Origin of the sequence: Marinobacter sp. bablab_jr003 (genome assembly GCF_016464245.1) — a bacterium.
GTDB classification, from domain to species: domain Bacteria; phylum Pseudomonadota; class Gammaproteobacteria; order Pseudomonadales; family Oleiphilaceae; genus Marinobacter; species Marinobacter vinifirmus.
In genome coordinates this window covers 172826-187977 of sequence record NZ_JADARC010000037.1, presented here as the reverse complement: position 1 = coordinate 187977, position 15152 = coordinate 172826, and the positions used below count along the sequence as shown (strand labels likewise).

Genomic DNA, 15152 nt, shown 5'->3' with positions numbered 1-15152 from the left:
CTACCCTTCCTGCCTTTGGCAAGCCCAGCCACAGCAAGAAGGAAGCGGATTATGTCGTCAAACAGCCCTCACACCAGCAGCGTCGCCGCTCTTGGCCGACTGCTTCGATACGCCCGGGGCTATCGCCGGCAGATCATTGCAGCCACTACCTGTTCGATCATTAACAAGCTCTTCGACATTGCTCCGGAGATTCTCATTGGTGTTGCCATTGACGTCGTGGTGAACCAGGAGGAAAGCTTCGTTGCCGGCCTGGGCTTTGAGACTGCTCAGGAGCAGATCACCATCCTGGCGGTGCTCACCTTCTTCATCTGGGCGGGCGAGTCGCTGTTTGAGTACCTGTTCCAGATTCTCTGGCGTAACCTGGCCCAGCGACTACAGTCCGATCTCCGGCAAGACGCTTATGAACACGCCCAGCGCCTGGACATGAGCTTCTTTGAAGCCACCAGCTCCGGGCAACTGGTCGCCACCATGAACGACGATGTGAACCAGCTGGAACGCTTCCTGGATGGCGGCGCCAATGCCATGATCCAGGTAGCGGTTACCGTAGTAGCTGTGGGTGCCGTGTTCTTTGTGCTGTCGCCACTGATCGCCCTGCTGGCGTTCACACCGATTCCCCTGATTATCTGGGGCGCCTTCTATTTCCAGCGCAAAGCCGGTCCGCTGTACGCAGACGTAAGGGAGAAAGTAGGCGACCTCTCCAGCCGCCTGGCCAACAATCTGGGTGGCATCGGCACGATCAAGAGCTTCACCGCCGAACAGCGGGAAGCCAAACGCCTGAAGGACGCGAGCGAAGCCTATGTTGATGCGAACCGCCGCGCCATTCGCATCAGCTCGGCGTTCATTCCGGTCATTCGGATGGCGATTCTGGCCGGCTTCCTGGCCACCTTTACCGTCGGCGGCATGATGGCGCTGGAAGGCAGCCTGAACGTGGGCGCTTACGGGGTTCTGGTGTTCCTCACCCAACGCCTGCTCTGGCCCCTGACCGGCCTGGCGGAAGTGATCGACCTGTTTGAACGGGCCATGGCCAGTACCCGTCGGATTCTTGATCTGCTCGCCGAACCGGTAAACGTTCGGGATGAAGCCGGCAAGACACTCGAACAACCTGTACGTGGAAAGGTCTCATTCAATCAGGTGAGCTTCCATTACGCCGGCAGCGGCGCCGGCATACAGGACATTACCCTGAACGTTCCTGCAGGCAATACCCTGGCATTGGTAGGCGCCACCGGCTCCGGCAAGTCCACGTTGATCAAGCTGTTGTTGCGGTTCTACGACCCCTCCCATGGCGACATCCGGATTGACGGCCAACCGATCCGGGAGGTGAGCCTGAAGTCTCTGCGCGATGCCATTGGCCTGGTCAGTCAGGATGTCTACCTGTTTGAGGGCAGCATCCGCGACAACCTGGCCTATGGCAAACCGGATGCCGCCGAAGAAGAGATCATTGAAGCTGCTCGCACTGCCGAAGCCTGGTCCTTCATTGAGGCACTGCCGGAAGGCCTGGACACACCGGTTGGTGAGCGGGGCATTCGCTTGTCCGGAGGCCAACGTCAAAGACTGTCACTGGCCCGGGCGCTGCTGAAGAATCCCCCCATACTGGTGTTGGACGAAGCAACCAGTGCGGTGGACAACGAAACCGAAGCCGCCATCCAGCGCTCGCTCAAGCGCATTGGCCATAATCGCACGGTGATCATGATTGCCCACCGGCTGTCTACCATTGTGGATGCGGATACCATCGCCGTGGTTGAGAATGGCCGGATTGTCGAGGAAGGCGACCACGACAGCCTGATCCGCAATAACGGCGCCTACGCTGCACAATGGCGTGTGCAAACCGGGCAGGCGTAAGTAGGCCACACCGCCACAGAGATAATATTGATAGGTATTCGCATTTAGATTATCCTGCCAGCCAAAGAAACAGGGGAATCTGAATGTCCGCGTTTTTCGAAGTCCGCGAACTCGCCGTCCACATTGGCAGCACGGCTATCCTTCAAAACATTAGCCTGGCCTTTAACGAAGGCCAGGTAACCGCCCTGCTTGGCCACAACGGCTCAGGCAAATCCACGTTGTTGAAATCACTGGCCAGGCAGATTCCAGCCTGTGCCGGTGAAGTCAGGCTTGAGGGTAAAACCGCGAAAAGCCTCGGCGCCCGCGCCTTTGCCCGGATTGTCGGCTACCTGCCCCAGCACCCGCCCGGCACCGATGGCCTGACGGTAAGGGAGCTGGTGGCACTGGGCCGTTATCCCTGGCGAGGCCCGCTTGGCCGATACAGCGAGGAGGATCACTCGCTGATTGATCAGGCTATCGCCGATACTGACCTCAAACCGTTTCAGCATCGCTCTGTCGATACCCTGTCCGGTGGCGAACGCCAACGGGCCTGGATTGCCATGTTGCTGGCCCAGCAAACACGCTGCCTGCTGCTGGATGAACCCATCTCCGCCCTGGATGTGAAGCATCAGGTGGAAACGTTGCGCCTTGTGCAGCGACTTGCCAGCCAGCGCGAATTGACCGTGATTGTGGTGCTGCACGATGTCGATCTGGCTTCCCGTTTCTGCGACCGGTTGGTGGCCCTGAAATCGGGCCAGGTGGTGGCCGATGGCACGCCGGCAGAGATCATGGACAGCCAGATTCTGGAATCCATCTACAGCGTCCCCATGGGCGTGATGGAGCGGGCACCGGGGCAATGGGTTTCCTATGTCCATTAATCCAAAAGCCATCATGCTTGGCGCTCTGCTCCTGTTATTGCCAATTGCAGGAATGACCCAGACCTGGCAACACGAAGGCGGCACGCTAACCCTCGACGCCCCCCCTGAACGCATCGTCGCGCTGAACTGGGCCGCCACCGAATCCCTGCTATTGCTGGGCATTTCCCCCGTTGGCGTGGCCGATAAGGCCGGCTACGCCACCTGGGTTCAGGAGCCGGAACTGCCTGAGGGTGTTGCCAATGTCGGCACACGGGTCGCTCCCAGCCTCGAGGCGATTGCAGAGCTGAAACCCGATCTGATCGTCACCAGCACAGAAATGGCTCCGGCGGCCGAACTGTTGGAACGAATTGCGCCCACCTACGTCATCAGCGTGTACAAAAAAGGCGCTCGACCGTACGACAAGGCCCGGGAAATGCTGACAACCCTGGGCGAAATCACCGGCCGAAAAGATCGCGCAGAGGCGGTACTGGCCGATATCGAACAGACCCTGAACCAACAGCGAAAACGGCTGGAGCAAGCTGGCATCGCCGACAAGCCGGTTGCCCTGGTGAACTTTCTGGATGACCGCCATGTGCGCATCTATGCTCCCAACGGTCTGTTCCAGACGGCTCTGGAAAGCCTTGGGCTAACCAATGCCTGGTCAGATCCCGGCAACTATTGGGGGTTTTCGGCCATTGGCCTGGAATCTGTGGCGGATGCCAGGAACAGCCGCATCGTGGTGATAGAACCCCTGATGCCAGGGCTGGCCGACAGTCTGGCCAACAGCCCGTTCTGGACCTACCTGCCACCAGTGCGAGACGAGGAGATCTACCGGATTCCTGCTGCCTGGCCTTTCGGTGGCGTATACCCGGTGAAACGCCTGGCCGTTGCCCTGACCGACGCCCTGATTGAAGGGGGCAGCGACAATGTCCGTTGAGTCTACCCTGCGCGTTTCCAATCGCCCAGAAATTCCCGCCAGGCTGCCCGTTGCAGTCGCTCTACTCTGGCTGGCCGCACTGGCCACCAGCGCCTTGCCCTGGCTCGATCAGCTACAGCTTCCACAACTTATATCGGCGTTCTGGACGTTTGATGGCAATAACTACGCCTCCGTTCTCGCCCACTTCAGCTGGGCACCGAGGGTCTCCATCGCGATACTGATTGGCTGCGCGCTGGGTCTGGCGGGAGCCGTTACCCAGCAGGTACTAGGCAACCCACTGGCTTCACCCACCACCTTGGGAGTGGAAGCCGGGGGCCAGTTTGGTGTCACGGTTGCCACCCTGTTTGCGCCGGGCTTGCTGGCCTTCAGCCCTGACCTTGCCGCAGTGACCGGCGGCTTGCTTGCCATCGGCCTGGTCATCTTGCTGACCTGGCGGCTCGGCTTCTCGCCTGTAACCGTCATTCTGGCCGGGCTGGTAGTTACCTTTTTTCTCGGTGCCATCAACATGGCATTCCTGCTACTGAAAGGTGAATGGCTCGGCAACCTGTTTATCTGGGGCGCGGGATCCCTGGTACAGAACAACTGGGCCCCCTTCTTTGATCTGCTCCCCCGGGTATTGGTTATTGCTGCTGTGATGGTGGCCCTGATGCGCCCGCTACAGCTGCTTCAGCTCGGCCAGGCATCGGCAAACTCACTGGGGGCGAAAGTCTCGCTGCTTCGTGCTGTTGCGCTGTTTCTGGTAGTGATCATGAGCTCGGTGGTGGTCAGCCGGGTGGGCGTAGTGGCCTTTGTCGGGTTGGCTGCACCGGTATTGGCGCGGCTGCTGGGTGCCAGGAGCCTGACTGAACGGTTGCTTTGGAGCACTCTGGCCGGCGGGGGCCTGCTATTGCTGGCTGATACCCTCGCGCAATGGGCCACCACCTGGGATGGCGGCTCGCTGGTGCCTACCGGCACCACCACGGCATTGATTGGCGGGCCTATCATTCTGCTTGCACTTCAAGGCTTCCGTAACACGCACCATATGCCCGGTCAGGACAGCAGCCCCGCGGGGTTTCTGCCCCGCCGACGACATCCCGCAATGGTCGCCGCAGCCCTGTGCTCGTTGCTGGCTCTGACCATCATTCTTTCCATGGGCTGGTCTCCGGGCCTTGAGGGCTGGAACTGGACCCCGTTGGCACAGTGGACAGACGCGTGGGTATGGCGAGGCCCGAGATTAATGGCCGCCATCCTCGCCGGCATGGCACTGGGTATGGCCGGCACCCTGATCCAGCGGATGACTGGAAACCCCATGGGCAGCCCGGAACTGTTGGGCATCAGCGGCGGCGCGGCGTTAGTGATGGTAGTTCTGGTTCTGACCGGACTCGAGATTGGCCGCCTTGGCCAACTGGCCGCCGCCACGGTGGGTGCCGCCGGCGCCCTGGGGCTGTTACTGCTGCTGGCCCGCAAGCACCACTTCGCAGGCAATCAACTGTTGCTTGGCGGCCTGGCGCTGTACGTATTCATGGATGCCGGCCTGAGGCTGGTGATGGCTTCTGGCGGCACCGTTGCCTCTCGCCTGCTGAACTGGATGTACGGTTCAACCTGGCTGATCTCGGAATCCGAAGCCTTCGGTTTACTGGCACTGGTGGTCAGCCTCGGTGCTTTGCTGTTGCTTGCCCTGCGACCGCTTACGCTGTTGCCGCTGGGTGAAACATCGGCTTCGTCCCTCGGCCTGAGGGTACCGCGGGCACGGCTTCTGCTATTGGTGCTGGCTGCCGTGCTTACAGCAGCATCGACTGTGGTCATCGGTCCATTAAGCTTCGTCGGATTGATCGCCCCGCACCTGGCCCGGGTACTGGGACAGCAGACCGTGGGCCGGCAAATGCTGGTCGCGGCCCTGGCCGGCGGACTACTGCTCTCCTTGGCAGACTATCTGGCCCGGGTTCTGGTGCATCCCAATCAGCTACCCGCCGGGCTGCTGGCAGCCCTGGTCGGCGGTTTGTACTTCCTTTGGGGGTTGAGCCGTCATGGTCGTGCTTGAGAAAGCGACGCGGTGGCTGGCGGATTATCACCAACTGCTGGCCCGCCACGGCCTTGATGGCAATGCGCTACTGAGCAACGCATTGACACCCGCCAACCGCAAACAACCCGCGTTGTTTTCCCTTGCCCAGCTACTGGCAAATCCAGACCTTCTGCAACAACAAGTCCGCGAGGATTATCCGGATGCCGATCATCCGCGGCTTCGCAAGGCGCGGCTTTCTGTCCTGCATCAGAGTCTGGCACTTCAGATTATCGGACCACTGGTGATCCGGCTGTTCCGGGATGGCAGCAGTGTCGCCCTGAATCCCAAGCGGGTTTTTCTGTGCCGGGAACCATCTGGACCAGAGGGCCAGTCCCGCTGGCAATATGCAGCCAGTGCACAGGAGCGCTTGGAGCCTGAGGCGTTCTTACAGTCTCTGAGTGGGCAGATGCAAGATTGGTACGGTGTGTTCCGACAGCATTTTGGTGTCAGCCCGGGGGCCTATTGGAGCAGTGTCGGGCTGGCGTTGGGGGCGCCCTATTCGGTGGTGTGGAACCAGGTTAATCCAGAGGAGTTGTGTAAACAGGCCGGTAGCTGGCTGGCGCAGTTCAAATGCGAAGCCAACCGCTATATTGACTGGATTCCGGCGGAATTCAGCCAACAGCGGTGCGCCATCCCTCAGCGCAAAGGGTGCTGCCTCAAATATTTACTGCCAGGAGGTGGCTATTGCGGGACGTGTGGGATCTATCGTAAAGAACGTATGGGCTGAAACAATAAGGGCAGCCAGTACCGCCGGCTGCCCTGACACTCGTTAATACACCCAGGAAACGGTCAGGCTGGCATTGGCCGGCTCACCGTAGAAACCCTGGGCCGAGGCACCAAATTTTTTCAGGCTCTCGATGTACTTCTCGTCGGTAACGTTGTTTACGTTCAGGGTTGCATTCCAGTGTCGGGCGAAATCATAGCTTGCCATCAGATCCAGCACCGCATAGCTGTCCTGCTCTGTAACGATGGTCTCACCGGCATTCGGGCCGGTGGTAGCAACACCCTGTTCCTGGGTAATCTCAGACTGCCAGCGTACCTTGCCACCAAGCTTGAACCCTTCGACCCCAGGCACCTTCCAGGTAGCGCGCAACTGGGCTAGATGCTCCGGCACGAAGGACTTGGCCCCTTTACCATCCTTGCCCTCAATATCCACATAGGTATAACCGGCGAAAAGCTGGATTCGGTCGGTGAGATCACCCACTATTTCGGCCTCCACACCCCGGCTGGTCAACCCATCCACAGCGGTGTAGTAAGAATCATTGGTCCCGGGTAACACTCCTGCTGCCTCAGCTACGTTCTTCTGCTCAGTCTGGAACAAAGCAATAGTGGTGTTCACACGGTCGTTCTGAAACTCACTTTTCAGGCCCAGCTCATAGTTGACCCCGTCAATCGGATCCAGTCGATCGCGATTGATGTCCACCTCAGTCTGCGGAGTGAAAATCTCGGTATAGCTGGCGTAGACCGAATGATCATCGTTGATGTCGTAGATCAGGCCCGCATACGGCGTTTCTACCGCATCGTAGCTGCTTTCCTTGGTTGCACCGTAGCTCTCCCCCTTGTTATCCAGCCAGGTCAGACGGAGCCCTGTGATTGCTGTGAGTTGATCAGTCAGCGTCCAGCGAGCGGCAGCATAGGTTGAGGTTTCGCGGTCGGTCCAGTCAGAGCCTTGAACACCGTTATCAAATGACGGCTTCGGGTAGTTACCATCCCATTCGTTGAGCGGGGGCAATACCGTCCCGATGCCCTGACCATAACGGGACTCATCGACTGTTTCAGAACGAGACCAGGATGCCCCCAACACCAGCTCATGAGTGCGATTGCTCAACTGGAAAGGACCGGTTGCGTAGGCATCGACCACCCACTGCTCGACGTCCAGGTCATACTGGCTCGGATAGGCAAATAGCCCCTCCCCTGTTTCACGGTCCGGCGTACCGTACTGGTAAAACAGTTCTGACTCACTTTCGTTCTCCAGCCGGAACACGGTTCCCTTGGCCCGCCAGCCGCCAGCCAGTTCCTGCTGAAGCTCGACAAAGCTGTTGTGCTGGGTGTTATCCCAGTAGGACCAGTCGGAAGCCGTGCTGGTTGAACGCGCAAAATCCGTCGCTGAGCCATCGGAGTAGAACAAAGGCAGCGCGCCCCACAACGGACTGTCCGTATCAGATGTCTGAATGGCGTGGCCAAGAGTCAGCAACGTGGTACCGGTCAGGTCTGCTTCCAGCACCCCGTAGAACATCTGCTTTTCGTTGTTATACCGGTCAAGGTAGGAGCCTTTGTCCTCATAACCGGCAACCATACGGCCTCGCACCGCACCGGATTCAGACACGGCACCGGAGACATCACCGACAATCCGTTTTTTGTCCCAGGAACCACCAGTCACCGCAACAGAGGTATTGGTGTCTGCGGTTGGGCGCTTGCGGATAAAGTTAACGGTGGCGGCCGGGCTGCCGGAACCGGCCATCAAACCGTTAGCGCCCCGAACCACCTCCACGCGGTCAAAGAAGGCGGTGTCCAGCTCACCCTGAACGTTGTCGTATACTGCCGGCATGCCAACGCCGTCGTACTGGAAGTTGTTGATGTCGAAACCGCGTGAGGTGTAGTACGTGCGGTCTGTTTCCACCGACTCGACGGTGACACCGGTGGTGCCTTCCAGAACGTCATTGATGTCGTTCTGGGCAAAGTCGTCCATTTGTTCCCGGGTAATCACGGTAACGGCCTGCGGAGTCTCGCGGTGGGTCAGTTCCATTTTGGTAGAAGACGTTGTTGTGCCGCTGATGTAACTGCCCGTCGACTCGGAAGTAACCTGGCTCCGGGGCGCTGTCACGTCTAATGCATCCAATGCCGTGGGTTCGTTCTCCTGCGCGGCGGCCATGCCGGACAAGCTGGTGCACACAATAGCGGTGATCAGGGCCTTGCGGCGAAAACGGGGTTCCGGATTTCGGTACATCAAACGACTCCGTAGTTTAACGAATCAAGAGTGGGAGGATTAAAGGTCAAAACCTGACACAATTATATTAATGCGAATCATTATGATTTGAAATAGCTGGTAGATTATTTTACAAACCCCAGAGAGCTTAGGTTCAGAAGAAACGGCATCCAGGTACTATGGTTAAAGCCAGAGCATCGACTGGAAGCACACACCAGGAGGTTTTTATGTTCCTTCACCAACCGCTGGCACTGGCTTTGGGAGTCTTTATCGCCGCAACCCAGGCCACCGCGGATCAGACCTTTGATTCCGATAATGGGCGTGTTCAGCTGGAAACCGTTGCCGAGGGACTCGAGCACCCCTGGAGCCTCGCGTTCCTGCCAGACGGCTCGCAACTGGTCACCGAAAGGGCCGGCCGGCTTCGGGTGATTCGCGACGGGGAGCTGCACAAGGAGCCGGTTACCGGTGTGCCGGATTTAGTAGTTGCCGGCCAGGGCGGCCTGCTGGATGTATTGCTGCATCCGGAGTTTGAAGATAACCAGACGCTGTTTCTCAGCTATGCCCACAGAAATCGTGAGGGCATGACCACCCGGGTAGCCCGGGCCAGGTTTGACGGCAAGGCGTTGAGTGATGCGGAGGTAATTTTCGAAGCCTCGCCGCGAGGCAACACCACCAGGCACTTTGCCGGGCGCATGGTGTTTGGCCAGGATGGCTATCTATACATTTCTGTTGGTGACCGCGGCGAAATGGAGCGGGCCCAGGATACCGGAGACGACGCCGGTGGCGTGCACCGCATCACCATTAACGGAGAACCCGCACCTGACAATCCCTTCCTCAGCAATTCGGACATCAACAACACCTTCTTCACATACGGCAACCGCAACATTCAGGGCATGACCCTGCACCCGGACACCGGTGAGGTCTGGAGCCACGAACACGGCCCCCGGGGTGGCGATGAAATCAATATCATCAGGGCTGGCAACGATTACGGCTGGCCGAAGGTGACCTACGGCATTGATTACTCAGGCGTTCCGATTTCCAGCAGAACCACCATGGAGGGCGTGGCCGATCCCCTGCACTACTGGGATCCTTCCATCGCGCCATCGGGCATGGCGTTCTATACCGGAGAGCTGTTTCCCCAGTGGCAAGGTGATGTGTTTGTTGGTGCGCTGAAAATGCGCAAACTGGTGCGCCTGAGTTTTGATGGCGAGAAGGTTACCGAAGAGGAAGATTTACTGACCGAGCTGGGAGAGCGCATCCGGGATGTACGAATGGGGCCAGACGGCGCCCTCTGGTTACTGACAGATTCACCAAGGGGCAAGGTTTACCGAATGGTTCCGGCGAAATAGACGGTCAGTGCGGATCGTTGGTTCTTTCGGTTTTCTCGAACTGCGGAAGATCATCGGTAATATCGAACCAGTCAGACTTCGTACCCACGTAGACATGCTGGGCCGCTTTCTTGCCGACCGGTTCATCGAGCACGCCGATGCGCAAACGCAGAATACCGGGAATGGCGTCTACCCGGCTGTATAACTGGCTGCCACAGCAGCTGCAGAAGGCCCGGTACTTGCCTGGACGAGACTCGAATTCGGTCACCTTGTCTTCGCCCCGGGTAAAGTGAAAACGCACTTTCTGAACCGGCGCGCTGGCCGAAAACGCACTGCCGTGGGCACGGCGACACTGGCTGCAATGGCACAACGCGATGGGGCCAAGCGGGCCATCGTATTCAAACTTGATCTCGCCACACAAACACTGGCCCGTATACATCGCACTCTCCCGGAATCGGCTGTCAGGTTACCGGCGCCGATGATACCTGCTCCGGGCACGATTGCCATACCCGGAGCAGCCTGCGCGTCACATGGCGTATTCTTTTTCCAGGTAAGCCAGGATACGAGCAGATTCAAACAGCTTCTGGCCGGTGTTGGGGTCTTCCAGGTACGGCACCTGTACCCGACCGTGCGCCTGAAAGAACGCATCACGCTTGCCGCCAGCCTCGGGCTCATAGGGGCCGGGCTTGATGCGCTGAACGGCCGGGCCGATTTCGGTCCAATGCTCTTTGCCCAGGTTATGCAGCGTGTAGGGAATTTCGAATTCGCACAGGCGCTCGCGAACCAAACGGGAGAACGGACTGCCCTCAAAACTCCACAAATGCAGCGCCTGGGCCGGGCGCTTGGCTGGCCTCGCCCGCATGCCCCTCAACTCACTGGCGGCAGAGCCAGCCGCGCCAAGGGCGGTTTGCCAGGATTTGCCTTTGTAATAACCCGGCACAGGACGATTGGCGTACTGGCGGAACAGGTACTCCACGATCGCGTCTGACTCATACAGGGTTTCACCGGTGTTCTGGTCCACCAGCAACGGAAACTGCTTTTTGCCGCCAACGGCCTCGGCTTCCGCCCGGAAAATCCGGCCGCCTTTCGGGCACGGGCGAATCTCTGCATCCAGGTGCAGGGCAGTCAACGCTTCCCTCACCTTGCGGCAGAACGGGCAGGCTTCAATATCAAAGAGAATCAGCGGCTTTTCCGGTTGCGGCACGGCCTTGACCACAAGACACCCGCGCCAGGCCGAAAACGAAGACGTGGCCACAGACTCCAGCACGTTAACCTGATGCTTGAGGGCTCGAAACATGGATGTTTCCCTTTGTTGTTGAGTATTTTAGGCATTGTCCCACATATTTTGCACTCACCATTGGCTGCAGGGCCACAAACCCGGGGTCACAGTAACTCACTGATTCACAAAGCCCAGCGGAAATTTGAAACAAAACCTCAATAGAAACAACGTGGCTACTGTCATTTTTTAACGTCATGTATCACTTTTTTGCATAGTACAAACCCGTAAGATGGGCTATGGTAGGAAAAGAAGCTAACAAGGGACTCAGGCCATGCGACTGCAAGGTTCAAGGGTGAGTGCATGCTCACTCTGGAGATTTTCAAAATCCAGCCGTCTGTTGATTGCTGCGGCTACGGCCTTCTCACTCAGCGCGCCGGCACTGGCCCAAAGCCAGGAGGAGGCAGCCAGAAGCTTCTCCAGTTCCGGGCTGTGGGCTTCCGAGATCCGTGACTACGCCTCCAAATCCCTGAACAACGAGCAAGGCCTGAGCGTTGCCGCCGTGCCCCTGAACGGCCCGGGCATCGACCAGTATGTAAACGCTGACCAGCTGATGAACCCCGGCTCCATCATGAAGCTGGTAACCACCTACGCCGCCCTGGAACTGCTTGGCCCCAATCACCACTGGAATACCGATTTTCTGACCGACGGCCAGATGGTGGGCGATACCCTGGAAGGTAACCTTTATGTGCGCTTCGGCGGCGACCCGAAGCTGACCCTGGAGCGGCTGTGGGGCACGCTCAGGGAACTCAAAGACATGGGAATAAACCGCATCAGCGGCGACCTGGTGCTGGACGGCAGTTACTTTCAGGTTGATGGCGGCTTCCCGCATTTTGAAGATAATGGCAACAACCCGTACGCGCCTTTCCTGGTGGAGCCCTCGGCCTACCTCACCAACCTGAACCTGCTGCATTTCCAGGTACGAGCAGACGAGCGTGGCACCCAGGCCTGGACCACCCCCAACCTTGGCGAAGTCACCATCGACAACCGGGTAACCGCCGTGCCGGAAGGCCCCTGCCCATCCCGTCGGGACTTCAAATGGCAACCGGTGTTTCATGACGACCAGCGAGTGACCGTGCAGGTGACCGGCGAACTGCCTCAGGGTTGCCGCACCACTACCTATATGTCACTGCTACCCCACGATCACTACGCGGCCTCGACCATTCGCACGGTACTGTCAGAAATGGGCATTATCGTGAGCGGCGGCGACCGTTTTGAACAAACTCCGGAAGACCTGCGGCTGGTCATGCGAACCACCTCGCCCGACCTGGTAACCATGGTGCGGGACATCAACAAGTGGAGCAGCAACGTAATGGCCCGGCAGATGCTTCTGGCCATTGGCGCAGAAGTGCGGCAAGACTCGGACAACGATGACCGGGTAGCCGGTATCCGGGCCATTTATGACTGGCTCGAGCAGAAAGGCATCAACACCGCTGGCATGGTGATCGACAACGGCTCCGGCCTGACCCGCCATGGCCGCATCACCGCCCGGCAGGGTGCCCGAATTCTGCAGCATGCCTGGGAAAGCCGGTATGCCTCTGACCTGATGGCTTCGCTACCGATCATTGCCATGGACGGAACCATGGCCAGGCGGTTACGCAACACGGGAATGGATGGTGAAGGGCGCATCAAAACCGGTACCCTGGCAGACGTACGTTCCATTGCAGGCTTTGCCCGCGATGAAAACAACACCACCTGGGCAATCGTTGGTATGGTCAATAATTCCCCGGCCTGGAACGGCCGAGCCGTACTCGACCGGGTTCTGCACTCCCTGCACTACCGGCCGCCTACCGGTACCGCCGTGTCCCGGGCAGATTCCACCAGTACCTCTATTCAATAGGCCCGAAAGTTATTTCGGGCCTGATAGCCTCGCAACGGTGGCATCGGCCATCTTGCCCGCCAGCGGCGCAATAAAAATCACCAACGGAAAGGCGATCGCCCAGGCCACCAGCCAGGCGCCGATCCACCGGGACAAGAACCCGTCCGACATTCCTGTGTTGATCAGGGTGATAATGCCCGAGATCATCAGCGACATGATGCAGGACATATAAAGCGAGAAGATAAACTGGCGCGCACGGGCTACAGTAAACTTTGACTTTCCAACTCCAGGATTCCATCGGGTCTGCCGGCATCTGTTCCGCCGGCGATGGCGTATTGTATAGGCAAGGCTTGCATCTTAGTAAGCATGCAACATTTTTCCATACGGCTTATTACCGAGAGACTTTCATGATGGATCATCGAAGGCTCAGCAAACGCCCTGGCTTCCTCGGCCTCGCAGTCCTGATGCTGATACTTGCCGGGTGCAGCTCAACCAAACTGGCCTACCGTTATGCCGACTGGGGTGTGGTCTGGTGGGTGGAAGACTACGTCGACCTGACCGGTGAACAAAAAGCCACCCTGAACCGGGACCTTGATGCCCTGCGCCAGTGGCACTGCTCCGCGGAGCTTCCCCGCTATACCCTCTGGCTGGATGAACTGGAAGCCGACCTGGCCCGCGGCACGCCCGATGTCGATACTATTCACTACCACCGCCAGCAGCTCACTGCCTTTATCCCGGACTTGCTCGACCGGGCCGTGCCGGTCGCAGTCAACCTGCTGAAAACCCTGTCAGATGACCAGGTTCAGGAGCTGGCCCGGAACATGGCCCGTGATCAGCGGGAACTGGAAGACGAAATGCTGGCTGGCACCGAGCAGGAAACAGCCAGGGCCCGGGCTGAAAGAACCAGCGAGCGGCTGGAACGCTGGCTGGGTTCACTGAATTCGCAGCAGCAGGCGTTGGTTGAGGCCTGGTCTGCCGACCGGGGCCGGCAAACCGAAATCTGGCTGCAAGGTCGGGAGAACTGGCAAAAAGCCCTTCTGGCCACGCTGGAAACCCGGAACCAACCCGGCTTCAGTGCCAATATCCGGGAGCTGGCGGTGAACTCGGAGACAGCCCGGGGGCCTGAGTACAAGGCGATGCTGGATGAGAGCCAGCAAGCCATGGCAGAGCTGATGCATAACCTGCTGCAGGCAGGCAGCAGCCGGCACCAGGAACATCTGCTGGCCAAGGCCGGCGAATTGAACGGCGACTTCACCACCCTCACTTGTAGCTGAATTTTCATTCAGCCAAACAAAAAGCCCGGATGATTTTCCGTCATCCGGGCTTTTTGTTTGGCTACGCTGCAATCGTTAAACGGTCAGGTAACCACCGTCCGCGTTAATGCAGGCGCCGGTGGTGTAACTGGACGCATTGGACACCAGGTACAGCACAGTGCCGGCCATTTCGTCCGGGTCCGCTACCCGCTTCATCGGGATGTGGGCCATGGCCTGTTTCTTGATGGCCTCATTGGTGGTCAGCGCGCTGGCGAACTTGGTGTCGGTCAGGCCCGGCAGGAGGGCATTCACCCGCACATTCTGCTGGCCTAGTTCCATGGCGAAGGACTTGGTCATGGAAATCACCGCCGCCTTGGTTACCGAGTAGATGCCCTGGAAGTGGCCGGGGTTCACACCGTTAACCGACGCCACGTTCACAATAGAACCGCCTCCGTTCTTCTTCATCATCTGAGCGCCACGGGCACACATGAAGAAGTAGCCGCGGATGTTCACGTCTACGGTTTTGTTGAAGGCACCTAAATCGGTATCTTCCACCGGCCCAAAGTACGGGTTAGCGGCAGCGTTGTTGACCAGGATATCCAGCTTGCCGTGCTCTTTGGCAATGTGTTCCCACACCGCTTCAATCTGGTCCATCTCACCAATGTGGCAAGCGAAGGCTTCGGCGCTGCCGCCATCTTCCCGGATGCTGCTGGCCACGGCTTCGCAACCGTCAATCTTGCGGCTGCTGACAATCACATGGGCGCCGTAATGAGCCAGGGTGCGGGCAATGCTCTCGCCAATGCCGCGGCTGGCACCGGTTACCAGGGCGACTTTGCCGCTCAGATCAAACAGGTTCAGGTTGCTCATGGGGTTCCCTCTTGGTTTTCGGGTAAAGAA

General features: G+C 58.7%; 13 protein-coding genes. 8 read left to right on the top strand and 5 right to left on the bottom strand.

From position 1 onward, the window contains the following. Positions 1–51: 51 nt before the first annotated feature. The 5 genes from H3Z84_RS03765 to H3Z84_RS03745 all read left to right on the top strand — a co-directional run bounded on the left by H3Z84_RS03765 (position 52) and on the right by H3Z84_RS03745 (position 6380). Positions 52–1839: an ABC transporter ATP-binding protein gene (locus H3Z84_RS03765; RefSeq protein ID WP_199456367.1), complete on the top strand. Its 1788-nt coding sequence runs from the start codon at positions 52–54 to the stop codon at positions 1837–1839. A gap of 83 nt (positions 1840–1922) precedes the next feature. Continuing rightward, on the top strand, positions 1923–2696 hold the full coding sequence (locus H3Z84_RS03760) for an ABC transporter ATP-binding protein (RefSeq protein ID WP_199456366.1): 774 nt from the start codon (positions 1923–1925) through the stop codon (positions 2694–2696). Continuing rightward, the gene (locus tag H3Z84_RS03755) at positions 2686–3612 is read left to right on the top strand and encodes an iron-siderophore ABC transporter substrate-binding protein (protein ID WP_199456363.1); all 927 of its coding nucleotides are present in this window, start codon (positions 2686–2688) and stop codon (positions 3610–3612) included. The genes H3Z84_RS03760 and H3Z84_RS03755 overlap by 11 nt, the downstream gene beginning before the upstream one ends. After that, positions 3602–5632 (top strand): Fe(3+)-hydroxamate ABC transporter permease FhuB, encoded by a 2031-nt coding sequence (fhuB, locus tag H3Z84_RS03750; protein ID WP_199456361.1) that lies wholly within the window; start codon positions 3602–3604, stop codon positions 5630–5632. The genes H3Z84_RS03755 and fhuB overlap by 11 nt, the downstream gene beginning before the upstream one ends. Further along, positions 5619–6380 carry a (2Fe-2S)-binding protein gene (locus H3Z84_RS03745; RefSeq protein ID WP_199456360.1) on the top strand — a complete coding sequence of 254 codons (762 nt, stop codon included), beginning with the start codon at positions 5619–5621 and terminating at the stop codon, positions 6378–6380. Before fhuB ends, H3Z84_RS03745 begins: the two co-directional genes overlap by 14 nt. 42 nt (positions 6381–6422) lie before the next feature. Here the strand turns inward: H3Z84_RS03745 and H3Z84_RS03740 are convergent, their stop codons facing one another. Beyond that, complete coding sequence (locus H3Z84_RS03740) at positions 6423–8600, bottom strand: TonB-dependent siderophore receptor (RefSeq protein ID WP_199456358.1); 2178 nt, start codon at positions 8598–8600, stop codon at positions 6423–6425. A gap of 206 nt (positions 8601–8806) precedes the next feature. On the opposite strand from H3Z84_RS03740, the gene H3Z84_RS03735 reads away from it, so the two are divergent. Next, positions 8807–9928: a PQQ-dependent sugar dehydrogenase gene (locus H3Z84_RS03735; RefSeq protein WP_199456356.1), complete on the top strand. Its 1122-nt coding sequence runs from the start codon at positions 8807–8809 to the stop codon at positions 9926–9928. 4 nt (positions 9929–9932) lie between these two features. Here the strand turns inward: H3Z84_RS03735 and H3Z84_RS03730 are convergent, their stop codons facing one another. Together H3Z84_RS03730 and H3Z84_RS03725 are read right to left on the bottom strand one after the other, a co-directional pair. Beyond that, complete coding sequence (locus tag H3Z84_RS03730; RefSeq protein ID WP_199456355.1) at positions 9933–10346, bottom strand: GFA family protein; 414 nt, start codon at positions 10344–10346, stop codon at positions 9933–9935. 87 nt (positions 10347–10433) lie between these two features. Beyond that, positions 10434–11204, bottom strand: coding sequence for a glutathione S-transferase N-terminal domain-containing protein (locus H3Z84_RS03725; RefSeq protein ID WP_199456354.1), 771 nt, complete (start codon positions 11202–11204; stop codon positions 10434–10436). A 253-nt stretch (positions 11205–11457) separates the two neighbouring features. Here H3Z84_RS03725 and dacB point away from each other — a divergent pair, with 253 nt between their 5' ends. Beyond that, a complete protein-coding gene (gene dacB / locus H3Z84_RS03720) occupies positions 11458–13023 on the top strand; it encodes a D-alanyl-D-alanine carboxypeptidase/D-alanyl-D-alanine-endopeptidase (RefSeq protein ID WP_199456353.1) in 1566 nt (521 codons plus the stop codon). Positions 13024–13032: 9 nt separating this feature from the next. Here the strand turns inward: dacB and H3Z84_RS03715 are convergent, their stop codons facing one another. After that, entirely contained in the window at positions 13033–13230 is a 198-nt protein-coding gene (locus H3Z84_RS03715) for a DUF2798 domain-containing protein (RefSeq protein ID WP_199456350.1), read from the bottom strand. A gap of 179 nt (positions 13231–13409) precedes the next feature. On the opposite strand from H3Z84_RS03715, the gene H3Z84_RS03710 reads away from it, so the two are divergent. Then, the gene (locus H3Z84_RS03710; RefSeq protein ID WP_199456348.1) at positions 13410–14276 is read left to right on the top strand and encodes a DUF6279 family lipoprotein; all 867 of its coding nucleotides are present in this window, start codon (positions 13410–13412) and stop codon (positions 14274–14276) included. Positions 14277–14351: 75 nt separating this feature from the next. Here the strand turns inward: H3Z84_RS03710 and H3Z84_RS03705 are convergent, their stop codons facing one another. Next, positions 14352–15122 carry an SDR family oxidoreductase gene (locus H3Z84_RS03705; RefSeq protein WP_022988613.1) on the bottom strand — a complete coding sequence of 257 codons (771 nt, stop codon included), beginning with the start codon at positions 15120–15122 and terminating at the stop codon, positions 14352–14354. Positions 15123–15152 lie beyond the last annotated feature (30 nt).

Coding starts and splice junctions, on each gene's coding strand:
- H3Z84_RS03760 (WP_199456366.1), top strand. CDS start 1,923: ATGTCCGCGTTTTTCGAAGTCCGCGAACTCGCCGTCCACATTGGCAGC.
- dacB (WP_199456353.1), top strand. CDS start 11,458: ATGCGACTGCAAGGTTCAAGGGTGAGTGCATGCTCACTCTGGAGATTT.
- H3Z84_RS03710 (WP_199456348.1), top strand. CDS start 13,410: ATGATGGATCATCGAAGGCTCAGCAAACGCCCTGGCTTCCTCGGCCTC.
- H3Z84_RS03755 (WP_199456363.1), top strand. CDS start 2,686: ATGTCCATTAATCCAAAAGCCATCATGCTTGGCGCTCTGCTCCTGTTA.
- fhuB (WP_199456361.1), top strand. CDS start 3,602: ATGTCCGTTGAGTCTACCCTGCGCGTTTCCAATCGCCCAGAAATTCCC.
- H3Z84_RS03745 (WP_199456360.1), top strand. CDS start 5,619: ATGGTCGTGCTTGAGAAAGCGACGCGGTGGCTGGCGGATTATCACCAA.
- H3Z84_RS03735 (WP_199456356.1), top strand. CDS start 8,807: ATGTTCCTTCACCAACCGCTGGCACTGGCTTTGGGAGTCTTTATCGCC.
- H3Z84_RS03740 (WP_199456358.1), bottom strand. CDS start 8,600: ATGTACCGAAATCCGGAACCCCGTTTTCGCCGCAAGGCCCTGATCACC.
- H3Z84_RS03705 (WP_022988613.1), bottom strand. CDS start 15,122: ATGAGCAACCTGAACCTGTTTGATCTGAGCGGCAAAGTCGCCCTGGTA.
- H3Z84_RS03725 (WP_199456354.1), bottom strand. CDS start 11,204: ATGTTTCGAGCCCTCAAGCATCAGGTTAACGTGCTGGAGTCTGTGGCC.
- H3Z84_RS03730 (WP_199456355.1), bottom strand. CDS start 10,346: ATGTATACGGGCCAGTGTTTGTGTGGCGAGATCAAGTTTGAATACGAT.
- H3Z84_RS03715 (WP_199456350.1), bottom strand. CDS start 13,230: ATGTCCTGCATCATGTCGCTGATGATCTCGGGCATTATCACCCTGATC.
- H3Z84_RS03765 (WP_199456367.1), top strand. CDS start 52: ATGTCGTCAAACAGCCCTCACACCAGCAGCGTCGCCGCTCTTGGCCGA.